This is a genomic window from Enterobacter sp. ODB01, from assembly GCF_001623605.1.
Lineage (GTDB): Bacteria > Pseudomonadota > Gammaproteobacteria > Enterobacterales > Enterobacteriaceae > Enterobacter > Enterobacter kobei.
This window is the reverse complement of record NZ_CP015227.1, coordinates 3,975,076-3,991,527: the sequence shown is the minus strand read 5'-3', so window position 1 is coordinate 3,991,527 and position 16,452 is coordinate 3,975,076. Positions and strand designations below refer to the sequence as shown.

Sequence of the window (16,452 nt, the reverse complement as noted above, 5' to 3'; positions counted from 1 at the left end):
AGAAAAGGTCACTCACATAGCAGCCGTCATATAAACGGAACCTATGAGACTACCGCGACAGGCAGCCTGTGCAAACTGATTTTATCTCCTGATGGGTAATGCAAAACGGCTACGCTATGCTTAACAAATAGCGAAGCGACTGAGGAAGGGAAGATGCGTCGTACAGAGGTGTTGGGTTGTCTTGCTGCATTACTGATCAGCCACAGCGTGCAGGCGGTGAGTTATCCCTTACCACCGACGGGCAGTCGTCTGGTGGGCAGCTCGCAGGTCATCATCGTGCCGGATCGCAATACGCTACCGCTTGAGGCGTTTGCCGCGCGCTACGGACAGGGCCTAAGCAATATGCTGGAAGCAAACCCGGGCGTGGATCCTTTTCTGCCTAAGTCCGGCACCCGGCTGGTGATCCCCCAGCAACTGATTTTGCCCGACACCGTCCGCGAGGGGATTGTCGTGAACGTGGCGGAAATGCGTCTCTACTATTATCCACCGGGCAGTAATACCGTTGACGTATTGTCCATCGGCATCGGTCAGGCCGGGCGTGAAACTCCGCGAAACTGGGTAACGGCCGTTGAGCGTAAGCAGGAAGGCCCCACCTGGTCTCCGACGCCGAATACGCGGCGCGCCTATGCGGCAGAGGGGAAAACGCTTCCGGCCTTCGTGCCCGCCGGGCCGGATAACCCGATGGGCCTGTATGCGATATATATCGGCAGGCTGTATGCGATTCACGGCACCAACTCGAATTTCGGTATCGGGCTACGGGTTAGCCAGGGATGTATTCGTCTGCGTAACGCCGATATCAAATATCTTTTCGATAATGTTCCCGTGGGCACCCGTGTGCAGATTATCGATCGCCCCGTTAAAGTGACGACAGAGCCGGACGGTAGCCGGTGGGTGGAGGTTCACGAACCGCTATCACGCAATCGGGCGGAATTCGAGTCAACCCGAAAAGTGCCTCTGCCCATTTCGGCCGCGCAGCGGACACAGTTGATTAACGAGGGTGCGGGAGCGGAGCTGGAACGTCGGTCGGGGATGCCGGTTAAGGTAGGGATGTGAAGCCCTTTTCGTCGGGTAAGGCGCAGCCGCCACCCGACAATTTTACCAGATGCAGAAAAGCAAAAAGCCCGCTCGTAAGCAGGCTTTTCAAATTTGGCTCCTCTGACTGGACTCGAACCAGTGACATACGGATTAACAGTCCGCCGTTCTACCGACTGAACTACAGAGGAATCGTGTGAACGGGGCGCATATTATCGACGTCAGCCGCGCTTGTCAAAGGGTGGATCAACGCCTTTTGATCGTTTGCTGACAAAATCGGCAATGTGATGTTTTTGACAGCGTAATGCACCGCTTTGGTGCGTATATACCTCTAATGGGGCAGATCATAAACTGCTGTTTCAGTAATAAAACCCCCCTCCATGATTAGGTTTCCTTATTTTCAGGCGCTTAGCGAGGAATTCAGACCGCCCGGTAAAAGTGGCATTCATATTGCAAAACCTGTTCAACAACGATAGCCAGTACCGGCAAAGCATTTCGAACAGGGGGCAAAATGAACTTAAGACGACTGAAATACTTCGTAAAAATCGTCGATATCGGCAGCCTGACTCAAGCGGCAGAAGTGCTGCATATCGCGCAGCCTGCGCTGAGCCAGCAGGTGGCTACTCTGGAAGGCGAGATGGATCAGCAATTATTGATTCGTACCAAACGCGGCGTCACGCCAACGGAAGCCGGAAAAATTCTTTATACCCATGCCCGCACTATTCTGCGCCAGTGCGAACAGGCGCAACTGGCGGTCAACAACGTCGGCCAGACCCTCAGCGGGCACGTTTCCATTGGTCTTGCGCCGGGCACTGCGGCGTCTTCTATCACCATGCCGCTGCTGCAGGCCGTTCGTGCTGAGCTGCCGGAAGTGCTGGTCTATCTGCACGAGAACAGCGGTTCGGTACTCAATGACAAACTGCTCAATGGCCAGCTGGATATGGCGGTCCTTTACGATCGTTCTCCGGTCGCCGGGATCACCAGCCAGCCGCTGCTGAAAGAAGATCTCTACCTCGTGGGCACCCGCGACTGTCCGGGGCAGAGCGTCGATCTTACCGCCGTGGCAGAAATGAACCTCTATCTGCCGCGTGATTACAGCGCCGTGCGTGTGCGCGTGGATGAAGCATTCTCCCTGCGTCGCCTGACGGCCAAAATCATCGGCGAGATCGACTCACTCTCCACGCTGACCGCGGCCATTGCCAGCGGAATGGGCGTCACCGTGTTGCCAGAATCCGCAGCGCGCTCGCTCTGCAGTGCGGCAAATGGCTGGATGGCACGGATCACCACGCCTTCGATGAGCCTGCCGCTGTCGCTCAACATGTCCGCACGCGGCTCGCTGACGCCACAGGCGCAGGCGGTAAAAGAGATTTTGATGTCGCTGGTCAGCAAGCCATCGCTTGAGAACCGTGAACTCCAGCTCGTGAGCTGATATTCCATAAAAGCATAAGTTGCGGGTTTTTATTATTTGTTCTGCAGTGCGGCTGACTCTAACAATAGCGTTATGTCAGATGCGCCGGAGTGAATCGTGAATTTCCAGCAACTTAAAATTATCCGTGAGGCGGCCAGGCGGGATTACAACCTGACCGAGGTCGCCAATATGCTTTATACCTCTCAGTCCGGCGTCAGTCGCCATATCCGCGAGCTGGAAGAAGAACTGGGGATAGAGATTTTTATCCGTCGCGGCAAACGTCTGCTTGGCATGACGGAGCCGGGCAAAGCCTTGCTGACCATTGCGGAGCGGATCCTCAACGAAGCCAGCAATGTGCGCCGCCTGGCGGATCTCTTCACGAATGACGCCTCGGGCGTCCTCACCATCGCCACCACCCACACCCAGGCGCGTTACAGCCTGCCGCCAGTGATTAAAGCCTTCCGTGAACTTTTTCCTGACGTCCGCCTGGAGCTTATCCAGGGGACGCCGCAGGAAATTGAAGTGCTGTTGCAAAACGGTGGGGCAGATATCGGCATTGCCAGTGAACGCCTGAGCAACGACCCGCTGCTGGTGGCTTTTCCCTGGTTCCGCTGGTATCACAGTTTGTTGCTCCCCGCCGATCATCCGTTGAATCAGGTTTCGCCCCTGACGCTGGAAGACATTGCCAAATGGCCGCTGATTACCTATCGCCAGGGCATTACCGGACGCTCGCGCATTGATGAAGCCTTCAACCGCAAAGGGCTCACGCCGGACGTGGTGCTGAGCGCACAGGACTCTGATGTAATCAAAACCTACGTCGAGCTCGGGCTGGGCATAGGTCTGGTGGCAGAACAGTCCAGTGGCGAACGCGAGGGTGGAGATCTGGTGCGTCTTGATACACGTCATCTGTTTGACGCCAATACCGTATGGCTCGGCCTGAAGCGTGGACAGCTGCAGCGCAACTATGTGTGGCGTTTTATCGAACTTTGCAACGCCGGGCTGTCCGTTGATGAGATTAAACGTCAGGTGATGGAGCCAGAAGAAGTGGCGATTGATTATCAGATTTAAGCCCTTTATAGCACCCGTCTCCGTCGACAAGAAGCAAAGGCCTGCAATTAAAGCAGGCTTTTTTATTGAAACCGTTTAATTTCCTGACCGCTTATTCTTAAGAATACCCTGATTAACAACGATACCCTGTGACGTCATAAGGTTGTCTTATATTTAAATATTTCTCATATTTTCCATTGGGTTACATATAAGAATAAATAAAGAAATATGATTCTGGTAATGTTTGCGTGCGGTAAAAACCCCCGGTTAAATAAAGGAGTCATTATTTTAATACTCAACTCATTTAATTGCCGTTATCTGCTGGAAATTATCTGCTTTATTTATCATTTAATTTTATTAATTTAGATATTGATTGGTTAGCTGTGCTTACAGCTTATCCAGGAAATGCTTACTTAATTGCCTGCTAAATTTCAGGTCAATTTTTTGTTATTTTTTCTGGACAAATTTGATTGGGTTGTAATATGTTTGTTTCACCCTGTGATGAAAGGCATGACATTGTGGAATCAAAAAGACTTATTACTTCCGGCAGCAGCTGGGAGGAGGCTTTCGGTTTCTCGCGAGCGGTAGAAACAGACGGTTGGTTATATATTTCGAAAACGGGACCTCTTAATTCTTGTGGTGAGATTGAATCTGATGACATCTCACTGCAAACGGAATGCGTTCTGAATAAGATCAAGGGGATACTTGAATCCAGTGGTTATGCAATAGACGATGTAATACAAAGCAGGCTGTATCTGACTGAAATTGAAGAATGGCAGCAGGTAGCGCGTATCCATGGGCACTATTTCCGTGATTCCCGACCTGCATTTACGTTATTGCATGTCTTACCGTTTCCCGAGAAAAAAATGAAAGTAGCAATTGATATTGTGGCAAAAAAAAGACAGGTGGCGATTAATGAGTGATATCGCGCAAGAAAATCCGGTTTCGCCGTTATTTATCTGGTTCGCCAGCATCGCGGCGGGTACGGCTATGGCAAATAACTATATTCTTCAGCCCGTATTGCCCGCTATCGCGGCATCTTTGCAGTTGCCTCTGTTTTATACCGGCTTCATTGCGGCGAGCATGCAAATAGGTTATATGCTGGGAATACTGTTTCTTGTTCCGCTTGGAGACAGCGTTAACCGTAAGAAACTGATTATTTCTCAGTTTATTCTCCTCTCACTTGCGCTCTTCGCCGCTTCCCTGACCCGTCAGCCGTTGCTCCTTTTTAGCGCGGGAATAGTGACAGGCGCCATGGCGACAAGCGCAGTGCAACTGAATGCGCTTGGATTTCACATTACGCCAAAAGGCGCTACGGTCGGACTGATCACCATGGGCATTTCGGCAGGAATATTGCTCGCGAGGCTCGTGGGCGGCAGTCTGGCCGATGCGCTTGGCTGGCGAGGGATGCTGGCCATCGTCGCAGCCGTTATGGCCTCCATGGCGCTACTGGCCATCAGATGCCTGCCTGATGTTAAACCCGCAAGGGAGACGGGGTATCTGAGCGTCATGGCGCAATTGCCGGGCTTGCTGCGTAACGTGCGGCTTATTGAATCTGCCGTCACCGGAGGGGCATGGTTTTTCGTCTTTAGCCTGTTATGGGTGACCATCATGCTTCATCTGCAAAGACCTCCACTCCATCTGCCAGCGGGAACAGCCGGATTATTTGGCCTGGCGGGTATCGTCGGTCTTGTACTGGCGAACTATGCGGGGAAACTGGCTGACCGCTTCGGGTGTCGTAGCGTGATTTTTGGCGGAATGGTATTTGTGGTTGCGGGAATAGCCATACTGTTTCTCTTTCCTGCGTCCTTACCGGGAATTACGCTGGGCATTATATTATTCGATTTAGGGTGTTTTGTCGCGCAGGTGGCTAACCAGACGCGGGTTCTCGGATTACATCCGGATAAAAGAAGCAGCCTCTATGCGCTTTATATGTTCTTTTATTATGCATTGGGCGCAGCCGGATCCGTTACCGGTCCGTGGGTTTATGAAAGGTGGGACTGGCAGGGCATCTGTTTGCTGAGCCTCGTTATGGTGATGATAGCGATGATAACCACCGCGATGGGGTATTTTAACGAGAACAGCGTCGCCCACGTTTCGAACTAAACACTTTTAATATCAATAAACTCAACGCTAGCATTGGCGGGGATACCCATGTTTATTATTCAGCTTTCGGTCATTGTTTTTGCCTGCTATGTCGTCGGCAAACTTATGGAGCAAATAGGTCAAACACAGGTTATTGGCCATATTGCTGCAGGCGTTTTATTGGGACCGACTTTCTTTCCCGGAATAATGTCTCTGTTCTCATTTCAAACGTCTTTATTTAGCCAGGAGTCGCTGACCACCATAGATAAGCTGGCGAATCTGGGCATGATTCTGCTCATGTTCGATATTGGGTTGTCGCATTTTCATGGTCATAATCATGGCCGTCGAAAGCAGACTATCGCTGCATTGAAAATAGCGTTCCTGGGCATGCTGCTGCCGTTTATCGGTGGCATGTTAGCGGGAAATTCGGTACATGCCGAACTGGCGCCACAAACCGATCGTCTTTTATTTAATATCTTTATGGGGACGGCGCTGGCGGTATCCGCTCTGCCGGTCATTGTGCGAATCATTGAAGATTTAAAAATGCTTCACCTGGCCATCATTCCTCCCGTCATTACCGCTGCCATTCTTACCGATGTGACAGGCTGGGGGATTTTGGCTTTGGACAGCGTATTTGCCGCGGTTGAAGGAAAATCTGATTCGCTGTGGTCGTATTTGGCGGTCGTGACGGCAGCCCTGGTACTTTATGGGTTGGTGACCGGCAAAGTCGTGGTCCCCCTGCTTATACGGTATGCGCACAGGCCGGAGATGAGATTTCCGGCGATCATTTTTTGGATTTTGGTCAGCGCGTGGGGAGCGGAGTATCTTCACCTGCACAGTGGTTTCGGTGCCTTGCTGGCGGGCAGCATGTTCGCGCGGATCCCCGGGTTAGCGAAGCAATGGCATGAGAGTATGAACGGTTTCATGCACTATCTTTTACTTCCCGTGTTGTTTGTCAGCGCCGGTCTGAAAACGCATTTCGACTTCAGTATGGCAACGCAGGACATTGCCTGGATAATTGGGTTCACCTTACTGGCATTTATAACCAAATTCAGTGGTGCTCTGCTCGGGGCGCGTATTTCAGGATATTCCCTTCGTGAAGCCTCCATGATTGGCGCGCTCATGAATACGCGTGGTCTGATGGAGCTGGTTGTGCTGTCTATCGGGCTCGAATTGCATCTTATTTCACAACGCGTCTACTCCATTATGGTCATCGTGGCGCTCGTGGTAACGGCAACCACACCGCCAATATTACGTTGGTTAAATAAAGAATCATCTTCCGCTGTAGTAAATAAAACACTTGAAAACATTAAAGGGTAAAATTATGAAACTGGATATGCCTGTAATTGTCGATCGTATTAAAGAAATCATCGCTGAACGTATTGGTCTGGATGTCGAACGCGAAGATATTGCTGACGAGACCGGTCTCGCCTCAATGGTAGGAATGGATTCTATTGGATTTGTAGAATTACGCTTCCAGTGTGAGGAAGAGTTTAATATTAAAGTTGAAGATAAAGAGTTTTCGCCCGCGAATTTTTATTCGTGCCAAACCCTTTCGCGTTTCATTATGAATAAGCTTGGAGCCTGAGAATGTTAACGCGAGCAGAAGAATGTGCCGCATTTGTTCCCTATGAGCCTGCCGGTTTATTTTCTCCGGTGCAGGCAACGTCTGCGGTGGGGACCAGCGGCACTGAAGGAGAGAGTTATCAATACTATGTCGATTACTGGCAGCGGCAGAGTCTGGAACCCGGTCGGGTGGTGCTGATAGCGATGCCGAACTGCCCGGACTTGATGTATATGTTCTTTGCTGTCCTCAACAGTGGCTTTGTGCCTGCGCTGATCCCGCCGCTCACGCCAGCAGAACGCATCCTGCAGATGCTTGAGGACTTTGCGGCGGGGGCGCTGGTGCGTACGCCGGTTCAGCCAGGACGATGGCAGGAGCTGGGCGTAAGCGCAGCTGAACCCCTCGGGCGCTGGCAGGTGGGAAAATGCCGTGATGGCGGACCCGTACTGACACAGCCGGGGCAGGTCGTGATAGCCACGTCCGGCACGTCGTCGTCGTTCAGCAGCGGCTGTGTCCATCATTTTGATTCGCTGCGGCGTAACGCGCTGCGTCATGCCAAAAGTATCGGCATGAGCGCCAGCGACAGGGTATTGATCAGTTTGCCGATGTGCTATTCCATCGCGCTGGTTGCCCAGATGATTGCTGCCCTGGAGACGGGCTGCGAAATTGTTATCAGTGGACCTCCGTTTTCTGTACCCCATTATCTGGATGATTTACAGCGATACGGCGTGACCCTCAGTTCGCTCACGCCAGTATTGCTGCGACAGTTGAACGCCTGGGAAACAACGCTTCCGCCGGGGTTAAACAAACTGACGATTGGGGGCGATTTGGCTGCGCCGAATGAGGTGGAAGCCTTTTTACTCCGACAGCCATGGCTTGAGTTATATCTGACTTATGGCATCAGTGAGGCCGGACCGCGGGTGTCGACATGCCCGGCTCATCTGCTGGGGAGAGGATATTATGCGTCAGCCGGACGTCCTATTGACCAGACGGACGTTCGTATCCTGCCCGGTGCAGACGGCCAGGACGGGCAGGGGGAGTTGCTAATTAGTTCTGATACGTTGCTCGTCAAGCGCATTGGGCGCGGTAACCGACAAACGTTCATTGAGCTTGATGGAAAACGCTGGCTTCGCACCGGAGACATCTTCTTCCAGGACGCTGATGGGTTCCTGTTTTTCAAAGGCAGAATCAGTGATTTTATTGTTATCAGGGATGAGAAAGTCAATATCGGCGCCGTTAAGCAGCTGTGCCGGGAAATTAAAGGGGTGATGACCTGCAAGACCCAAATTGTCAATGAAGGGGATCAAATTGCGGGATTCGATATTGTTTTGACCTGCGATGAATCAGTGATCAATGAAACCAATTGCCAGCAGCACAGTGCCAGCCTGCTGAAAAAGCTCAAACGCCATGAACGGCCACGTAATATAAACTTTGTTTATTGTGGCGCGGCCTCTTTAACACAATATAAGTAAGGTGATGTTATGAATGATGAACTTCGGGAACTGGCACGGGCAGTCATTGAAAAATATCACCTGGCGAGCCTTGATGATATTCTACGTGAAGTTCCAAAAACAATGTGCCATGTCCTTCAGGAATCAGATGTGTTTGAAACATGGCCGGCAGACATCGTTCGCCTCAAATTTCCTGAGGAGCATTGGGATTATTATATTTCACGTTACGAGCATTTTCGCGACGAGGTCATACGTAACCTGACACCTCAGGATTATCTTCGTGAAATGCTGGGTCAAACACAGCGCTTGCCCTGCTTCTGTTCGGAAATGGCCGATGTCTCGGCAATACTGTATAGCCAGATAATTAACAAGCCAGTGTATTCTCTTCGGAATGTTTTTGTGAATTATCTTTATTTGCCCCGCCCCTGGCATTGTATTAATGCAGTGGTGGAAGATGATCGCATTCGATATTTTGATATTTCTGCTTATGCACAGGTTCTGGACCGTAAAAGAAGGAAAGTGGTTAAGCCTGCCGAGCTCGAAGGATTTGATGCGACAGACATCGCATTTGATTTTATTGAAAGTCCACGCTGGCTACAAAAAGAACCTTATCAACGAAAGATAGAATTAACGGCAGGCGAGATTAAAGATAATTTTTCTCCTTCTCCGCTTGAAGATAAACCTTCAAACGAATTTTTGCGCGCGTTCCACTGATATATCGTTAATTCACTTTAACCAGCTTACCGTACTATTTTGCGGTAAAGGAAAAAATGATGACTACTACAACGTATGTCGCCAATGTTGTCGGCATGGGATGGACAACTGCGTCTGGCGATCGTATCGAGGATGTTTTCCAGACTTTACTGGAAAAACAAACCGGTATTGCGCCTGCGCCATCGGATCGAAGCTTGCGTACCGATCTGGCCGCCATGCTGCCGGGTGAATGGCCTGCCGAAATGCGCGAAAAATTGATCGCTCTGACGAAACGCACGGCCCGCCAGGCGCTAGAGGATTCGGGTGCAGCAGAACCTGTGCCGGAGGAGCGACGCTTTTTGATTGTCGGAACCAGTCTGGGATTCCGCCTCGACAGCGAGGCGTTTTGCCGGGAGCCGCTCGACGGCTGGGTCAACGAGGTGGCGGAGTCGCTGGGAATGGAAGGGATAGCCCTTTCTACCGCCTGCTCCTCGGGCTCGGATGCTCTTCTTCTGGGGGCGCATTTAATTGCAACGGGGCAAGCCGATCTGTGCGTGTGCGGCGGCGCCGATATTCTTACTGATTCAAAACGTCTGGCCCATAGCGCATTAGGCACGCTCTCACTTTCTACCCTGAAATCGTTCGATGCTACACACGAAGGAACCATTCTCGGAGAAGGGGCCGGTTTTCTGGTGCTGCAACGAGAAGGCGGCTCTGCACCACGCGTGCTGGCAAGGCTTGTCGGTGCCGGGGCGTCTAACGATGCGGCAGGCTTGACCGCGCCGGATGAGCAAGGCAATGGCATCCGCCTGGCATTGCAGCGTGCCCTGACGCAGGCGGGACTTGAACCTGGCGATATTGCGCTTATTAATGCGCACGGTTCGGGCACCCTGACCAACGATCGGGTTGAAAGCAATGCCTATAACCAGTTTTTCACACATCGTCCCTGGGTCTTCGCGACGAAGGGCAATTTTGGCCATACGCTGGGGGCGACAGGGGCGCTGGAAGCCATCGCGCTCATTCATAGCCTCAATGCGGGCACGATCCCCCCGGTGTATGAACTGAAAAAGCCGATTGATGGCCTGCGTTTTAATTTACCTGCCGCGCAGCCTCAGCCCTTAACGGGAAAGACCGGGTTAAGCATGACGATTGGGTTTGGTGGTTTTAACACCTGCCTGATATTTACCGTAATGTAAAAGGTGGGGCAGCTAATGAAGATCGTTTCTACGAGTACCGCACGCTCATTAATCTGGTCAGATTTAGATGAGACCTTGCGCCGGGGGCTAAAAACAGCCGACCCATTGTCTTTAAATGTGCTGTTTACTGTCGATGAACTTTATCAACAGCACCAGGCATTGCTGGATAATCATCTTGAAAGCGTCGGGGTTATTCAGTTTGGCACGGCATTCCCGGTGAATACCAGCGAGAAAATTATTCATGACATGGCAATAAAATCGCGCGTCTCTCCGGTCGATTTTATTAATGCCAATGTTGGGGCACCTATTTCCATTTGCTGTACGCGCTATCGCTTTCAGGGACCCACCATGGTGCTGACAATGCCGCAGCGCACTGGCAAAGAAATTGCCCTGTCTCTGGCGCGAGAATGGTTAACACAACAGGCAATATATCTTTTTCTGATTCAGGCAGATCACACGCGTGAACATGAAATCGAAATAACAACTCAGTTAGTCACTCAGTAATATTATTAAGGGTAAAGCAATGAAACAAAGTCATTATGATGTGGCCATCATCGGGAGCGGTATTGCAGGAACCATGCTCGGCGCTATTCTGGCAAAACAGAAATTAAACGTGGTAATTATTGATGCCGGTACCCATCCTCGCTTTGCCGTCGGAGAATCGATGGTGCCGGAAAGTGCTGTACTGTTGAAAATTCTGGCGCGTCAGTACAATATTCCTGAGCTGGCGTGGCCGGGGGAAATTCACGCGCTGATGGAAAATATTGGTACGTCGAGCGCCGGTATTAAACTGGCGTTCAGCTTTGCATGGAACGGTAAGAATAAAGCGCATAATCCCCAGGACGTTGTGTCGACACCGGTATTGTCGCCGGAAGCGCATCTGTTCCGTCAGGATATTGATGCCTATTATCTGGCGCTGGCCGCACGTCTGGGGGCCGATATTCGCCAGCAAACCCGCATCCAGTCGATTGAAGAAACCGGCGACGGGATGCTGCTGGAGCTGGGAAAAGAGCAGATAAAAGCCAGGTACGTCGTGGATGCAGCAGGCTATCGTTCACCGGTTGCCGATAAGTTTGGCCTGCGCGAAGGTGCACGTGAGATGCAGAGCCGTACGCGTTCGTTGTTCACCCATATGACAGGGGTCAAACTGTATGAAGATGTCATCGCCTCAACGGACGTGACCGGTTCGCCGACCCCGCTCTCACAGAGCACGCTGCACCACATGTTTGAAGGCGGATGGCTGTGGATTATTCCGTTCAACAACCACCCCTATTCGACCAATACCTTATGCAGCGTCGGCCTGCAGTTCGATATTGATAAACATGGTCCCGCAGGCGATCCGGAAGAAGAGTTTACCCGTTTTCTCGATGAGCACCCCTCCGTTGCCCGTCACTTTGAGAGCGCGGCACGGGTACGCGAATGGACCGTTGCACCTCGTCTGAATTACACCAGCCGCGAAAGCGTAGGGGAGCGTTATTGCCTTTTAGGCCATGCAGTGGGCTTTGTCGATCCGCTGTTCTCGCGCGGGTTGGTGAATACGTTCGAATCGATTCTGCGCGTCGCGCCTAAAATTGTTCGTGCCGTCAGACAGGATGACTGGTCAGCAGCGAATTTCGCCAGCTATCAGGATTACAGCCTGGAAGTGGTGAAGGTAAACGACAGGCTGGTGGCAAATTCATTCACCGCATTTGATAGCTTCCCACTGTGGAATGCGTGGTTCCGTATCTGGATTAGCGGCAGTTACATCGGCGTGTTGCGTCTGCGTAAAATCCTCAGCGACTATCAGCAGCACGGTGATGACGAGCGGCTTGAGAAGGAATTTGAAAGCGCAACCTATCCGGGACATCTTTCCATTGAGAGCCCTTACTATGAGGCTATTTTCGATAAGGCCTGCGAAACAATGGAAGCCTATCGCGCCGGTAACCTTCCAGAAAAAGAGGTAATCGCTACGCTTCATTCGCTTTTTGCTGACAACCGCGAGCATTTCCCCATCGATTTCTCTGATTTCACCAATCGTTACCTGTCCCGGGCAACGGAGGAATTTGCCGATTCTCTGTTCTACTGGGCTCATAACGCGCCTGGCGGAATCGGGCACTTGTTCGACCGCGGAGATAAACCGGTCCGTTTCGATTTCCTCGATCCTTACCGCTATGGCGATCGTCAGCAGTTAAACCAGCATGCAGATGCCATGTTGCAACAGGCGCGTCATCAATAACCTGACGGGCGGTTGTTCCGACCGCCCCCTGAGGAGAGCGTTATGGATACTGTAGTCGAGCAGCTTTTGCAGCGACGGGAGGGTGCCGTCGCCCGTGGTATTAACCAGATGCATCCGGTTTATATTCAACGAGCGGAAAATGCGGTGATGTATGACGTCAACAACCGTCGCTACATTGATTTTTCCGGCGGCATTGCCGCGCTCAATACCGGCCATCTTCATCCCAACGTCATCGCGGCCGTTGAGCGCCAGCTGCACCAGTTTACCCACAGCTGTTTTGCCGCCACCCCTTATGAATCGTATATCGCGGTGTGTGAACGTATTAACGCCTTAATGCCTGGAGATTTTGACCGACGGAGTTTTCTCCTGACGACGGGGTCCGAAGCGGTGGAAAGCGCGCTTAAGGTTGCCCGCGCGGCCACGCGGCGAAGCGGTGTGATTGTTTTCAGCGGTGCCTATCACGGGCGTACGTTTATGACCCTCGCGATGAACGGTAAAATTGCGCCCTACAGCCAGGGGATGGGGATCATGCCCGGCCCGGTCTTCCGGGCACCCTTCCCGCAGGGAGAGACGGAGCGTGATATTGCTCAGGCGCTGGCGGGCCTCAAGATGATATTAACGAGCGACATTGCCCCCCAGGATGTGGCCGCCATCGTCATTGAGCCCGTTCAGGGAGAGGGCGGGTTTTACGTCGTGCCGCCTGCGTTTATGCGTGCTCTGCGTGAACTCTGTGACCGGGAAGGCATCGTGTTAATCGCGGATGAAGTTCAGTCTGGCGCGGGGCGCACGGGGACGTTCTTTGCTATGGAACAAACCGGTGTTGACGCCGATTTAATTGTGTTCGGTAAATCCGTTGCCGGCGGGCTTCCGCTGTCTGGCGTGGTGGGCCGTGAGTCGCTTATCAACCAGGTGGCACCGGGCGGTCTTGGTGGAACCTGGGCAGGCAACCCGCTTTCCTGCGCGGCGGCGCTGGCGGTACTTAAGCTCTTTGAAGAGACGGACCTGCTGGGCGCAGCCCGGCGTCTGGGTCAACGTCTGCGCTCCGCTTTAGTGTCCATTGTCAGCCCTCTGTCGATTGGCTATGAGATACGCGGGACTGGCGCCATGATTGCGCTGGAGCTTTTTTCTCTGGAGCATGGAGAGCGAACCCCGGCGACCGGGCTTATCGATCGGTTAGTCAAAAGCTGTGCCCGTGAGGGGCTTATTCTTCTTAAATGCGGCAAACAGGCAAATGCTATCCGCTTTTTAATGCCGCTAACGATTGAAGACAGCGTTCTGGATGAAGGGCTGACAATTTTTGCCGGCGCGCTGCAGCAGGTCGCGTCTTCAGGCTTAGCAGAGGTGAAATAATATGGCGCAGTTTGATAGCCGAACATTACGGAACGTATTTGGTCAATTCGCAACTGGCGTGTGTGTCGTGACCATGATGGATAAAGATAACAATTTCCATGGGCTAACCATCAGCAGCTTTAACACCGTCTCCCTGGAACCCCCGCTGGTGCTCTGGAGCCTGCGCAAGCAATCCTGGTACGCTCAGCATTTTCTGGAGGCGGACGCCTTTGCGATAAATGTCCTGTCGGGCCATCAGCATCAGGTTAGCGATATTTTTGCCAGCGCGGGGAGCGACAAATTTCATCGCGTAGACCACCGGGTCAGCGGCTTTAAACTGCCTTTGATTGACGGGGCACTCGCGCATCTTGAATGTAAAATGTGGCGTCAGGTAGACGGTGGCGATCACTGGATATTCATCGGTGAGGTGGTGGATTCGTTACATACTGAAGGTGAACCGCTCATCTTTTTCAACGGTCGCTATGCCACCACCGCGAGTCTGTCGATTCCTGCCTAAAAAAAAGGGGCTGAAAAGCCCCATAACACGCCGAGCGAAGCGTTAACTAAAAGGGTATTTTTTAAATGCCGCCTGGTTTTCGAAAACGTCGGCAACCGCCTGAATCTTTTTAAAATCCCCGGCGTTAACGACGTGAGGGATCATTGACTGAATAAATGTCCAGATAACCGTACTGGTGACAGCAACCTGATCGGCCACTGCATTTTCCGGACGGGCTTCCAGCAGCGCGTTCCATTCCCGACAGGCAGCCAGCAGCTGGACGGTAATACGTTCTATCCACGGATTATGTTGTTTCTCCGCCGGGCGCAGGTTGTGTTCGTACACATTTTGCACAGCTTTCTCCGCGGCGGCGAGGATAAAGCCCAGCGTCTGGAGATCGTTCGCCAGTGCATCCGGCGTCACGGGCAGGAGTCTCCGTTCAGGCGCGGCCTGAGCCTCAAAATAATTCAGTATGAGAGACGAGTCCATCAGACGTGTTCCATTCTCCAGAACCAGCGTTGGCGCTTTTACCGCAGGGTTAATCCGGGAAAATTCCTCAAATGTGCTGAATACGGACAACGGCTGGCTTTCAAACGCAACGCCATAAAGTTCCAGGGAGACCGCCACGCGGCGTACATAAGGAGAATCCATCATGCCAATCAGCTTTATCATGATTCCAGTTTTCCTGTCTGTGTGAAAAAACGCTTCATTGAAGATGATAAACAGACATTACAATAAATTCGTTATGGCGAATATCATCAGTATCTTACGGCCTGAGTTAGTATTACTGACAGATTGGCCGGTTAGCGTTTATCAGATTCAGTCTATGAGGGAGTGGTTTCATGTCGGATTTTCCACCTATCGCAAGTTTGCGTAGTTTTGAAGCTGTGGCTCGCCTTGGCAGCGTAACGCTTGCGGCGAAAGAGCTTCACGTTACCCATTCCGCCATCAGCCAGCAGATTAAAGTGCTGGAGGAAATGGTGGGGGTGAAGCTGTTTATCCGTCATGGGCGAGGGGTGCAGATCAACGAAGAGGGGCGTCTCTACGCGTTACAGGTGCGCGAAGCGCTGAATCATATCGCAGATGCTACCCGATTAGTGCAGGTGAAACCGAGAATACTGGAACTGACGCTGGCGATGGTGCCGTCTTTTGGTTGTCACTGGTTGTTGCCGCGTCTGGAGCGGTTTCGGGAAAAATATCCACACATCACGCTGCGGATCCAGGCCAGTCTGACGATCACCAGCATGCAGCAGGAAGGGATAGATGTGGCGATACGCATGGGGAAAGGTAACTGGGAAGGAAGCGACTGCCATTATCTGTTTTCAGATGAACTGATTGTGGTTGCAGCACCCGGTTATAACGGCGGCATCCTCCCGGCAACGCCAGCAGAGGTGGCAAAGAGTAAAATCATATTCTCCATGGAGTCGTGGAAAACCTGGTGTTTCAATGCGGGACTGGAAAAAGATATTGTGCCCGGCGGGTTATGCATTAACGACTCAAATTTAGTCCTTGAGGCTGTCAGACTCGGTAAAGGTATCGCGCTGGAACGTCGCTCTCTGGTACAGGATGCCATCACCCGGGGCGAACTGGTCCAGCTTACCCCTTTCACTGCACCTTATCCCTGGCCTTACTGGCTGGTGACATCGCAGTTAACGGAAGCGAAACCGGAGGTGGCTCTCTTTAGTGAGTGGCTGGATGAGGAAGTGGCGGCCTGGCGTCAGTTGACAGGGGCGGTGGAAAGTAACGGCTAACAGAAAAGCAAAAAGCCTGCTCTAAAAGCAGGCTTTTCAAATTTGGCTCCTCTGACTGGACTCGAACCAGTGACATACGGATTAACAGTCCGCCGTTCTACCGACTGAACTACAGAGGAATCGTGTGAACGAGGCGAATAGTAGCGACCTCAGTTCGTCTTGTCAAAGGGGGAAAACGTACTTTT

16 protein-coding genes and 2 tRNA genes are annotated in these 16,452 nt (G+C 52.0%); 15 read left to right on the top strand and 3 right to left on the bottom strand.

Annotated features, from left to right (window positions below):
• Positions 1-153: 153 nt before the first annotated feature.
• Entirely contained in the window at positions 154-1,053 is a 900-nt protein-coding gene (gene ldtA, locus A4308_RS19095; protein ID WP_045281015.1) for a L,D-transpeptidase, read from the top strand.
• Between the two features lie 94 nt (positions 1,054-1,147).
• On the opposite strand, the gene A4308_RS19090 is transcribed toward ldtA, so the two are convergent.
• Positions 1,148-1,223: transfer RNA gene (locus A4308_RS19090), tRNA-Asn, on the bottom strand.
• Positions 1,224-1,543: 320 nt separating this feature from the next.
• On the opposite strand from A4308_RS19090, the gene nac reads away from it, so the two are divergent.
• The 13 genes from nac to A4308_RS19025 all read left to right on the top strand — a co-directional run bounded on the left by nac (position 1,544) and on the right by A4308_RS19025 (position 14,537).
• A complete protein-coding gene (gene nac, locus A4308_RS19085) occupies positions 1,544-2,461 on the top strand; it encodes a nitrogen assimilation transcriptional regulator NAC (RefSeq protein ID WP_014884446.1) in 918 nt (305 codons plus the stop codon).
• Between the two features lie 96 nt (positions 2,462-2,557).
• On the top strand, positions 2,558-3,508 hold the full coding sequence (gene cbl, locus A4308_RS19080; RefSeq protein ID WP_023330849.1) for an HTH-type transcriptional regulator Cbl: 951 nt from the start codon (positions 2,558-2,560) through the stop codon (positions 3,506-3,508).
• Between the two features lie 497 nt (positions 3,509-4,005).
• On the top strand, positions 4,006-4,410 hold the full coding sequence (locus A4308_RS19075; protein WP_196479827.1) for a Rid family hydrolase: 405 nt from the start codon (positions 4,006-4,008) through the stop codon (positions 4,408-4,410).
• Positions 4,403-5,593, top strand: a complete 1,191-nt coding sequence (locus A4308_RS19070) for an MFS transporter (RefSeq protein WP_045281017.1) — start codon at positions 4,403-4,405, stop codon at positions 5,591-5,593. Before A4308_RS19075 ends, A4308_RS19070 begins: the two co-directional genes overlap by 8 nt.
• Before the next feature lie 48 nt (positions 5,594-5,641).
• Complete coding sequence (locus A4308_RS19065) at positions 5,642-6,892, top strand: cation:proton antiporter (protein WP_045281018.1); 1,251 nt, start codon at positions 5,642-5,644, stop codon at positions 6,890-6,892.
• A 4-nt stretch (positions 6,893-6,896) separates the two neighbouring features.
• The gene (locus A4308_RS19060; protein WP_014884442.1) at positions 6,897-7,160 is read left to right on the top strand and encodes an acyl carrier protein; all 264 of its coding nucleotides are present in this window, start codon (positions 6,897-6,899) and stop codon (positions 7,158-7,160) included.
• 2 nt (positions 7,161-7,162) lie between these two features.
• Positions 7,163-8,608, top strand: a complete 1,446-nt coding sequence (locus tag A4308_RS19055; RefSeq protein ID WP_063308751.1) for a class I adenylate-forming enzyme family protein — start codon at positions 7,163-7,165, stop codon at positions 8,606-8,608.
• Positions 8,609-8,617: 9 nt separating this feature from the next.
• Positions 8,618-9,301 carry a hypothetical protein gene (locus tag A4308_RS19050; protein WP_045281019.1) on the top strand — a complete coding sequence of 228 codons (684 nt, stop codon included), beginning with the start codon at positions 8,618-8,620 and terminating at the stop codon, positions 9,299-9,301.
• Positions 9,302-9,357: 56 nt separating this feature from the next.
• Positions 9,358-10,476, top strand: coding sequence for a beta-ketoacyl synthase N-terminal-like domain-containing protein (locus tag A4308_RS19045; RefSeq protein ID WP_023337501.1), 1,119 nt, complete (start codon positions 9,358-9,360; stop codon positions 10,474-10,476).
• 15 nt (positions 10,477-10,491) lie between these two features.
• On the top strand, positions 10,492-10,980 hold the full coding sequence (locus A4308_RS19040) for a hypothetical protein (protein WP_127312423.1): 489 nt from the start codon (positions 10,492-10,494) through the stop codon (positions 10,978-10,980).
• 19 nt (positions 10,981-10,999) lie between these two features.
• Positions 11,000-12,691 carry an NAD(P)/FAD-dependent oxidoreductase gene (locus tag A4308_RS19035; protein ID WP_049010285.1) on the top strand — a complete coding sequence of 564 codons (1,692 nt, stop codon included), beginning with the start codon at positions 11,000-11,002 and terminating at the stop codon, positions 12,689-12,691.
• A 42-nt stretch (positions 12,692-12,733) separates the two neighbouring features.
• Positions 12,734-14,041, top strand: coding sequence for an aminotransferase class III-fold pyridoxal phosphate-dependent enzyme (locus A4308_RS19030; protein ID WP_045281561.1), 1,308 nt, complete (start codon positions 12,734-12,736; stop codon positions 14,039-14,041).
• Position 14,042: 1 nt separating this feature from the next.
• Positions 14,043-14,537 carry a flavin reductase family protein gene (locus A4308_RS19025; RefSeq protein ID WP_063308750.1) on the top strand — a complete coding sequence of 165 codons (495 nt, stop codon included), beginning with the start codon at positions 14,043-14,045 and terminating at the stop codon, positions 14,535-14,537.
• A gap of 42 nt (positions 14,538-14,579) precedes the next feature.
• Here A4308_RS19025 and A4308_RS19020 read toward each other — a convergent pair whose 3' ends face one another.
• The gene (locus tag A4308_RS19020) at positions 14,580-15,188 is read right to left on the bottom strand and encodes a glutathione S-transferase family protein (RefSeq protein WP_014884434.1); all 609 of its coding nucleotides are present in this window, start codon (positions 15,186-15,188) and stop codon (positions 14,580-14,582) included.
• 170 nt (positions 15,189-15,358) lie between these two features.
• Between A4308_RS19020 and A4308_RS19015 the strand changes: the two genes are divergently transcribed.
• The gene (locus A4308_RS19015) at positions 15,359-16,267 is read left to right on the top strand and encodes a LysR substrate-binding domain-containing protein (RefSeq protein WP_014884433.1); all 909 of its coding nucleotides are present in this window, start codon (positions 15,359-15,361) and stop codon (positions 16,265-16,267) included.
• Between the two features lie 43 nt (positions 16,268-16,310).
• Here A4308_RS19015 and A4308_RS19010 read toward each other — a convergent pair.
• A tRNA-Asn gene (locus tag A4308_RS19010) sits at positions 16,311-16,386 on the bottom strand.
• Positions 16,387-16,452 lie beyond the last annotated feature (66 nt).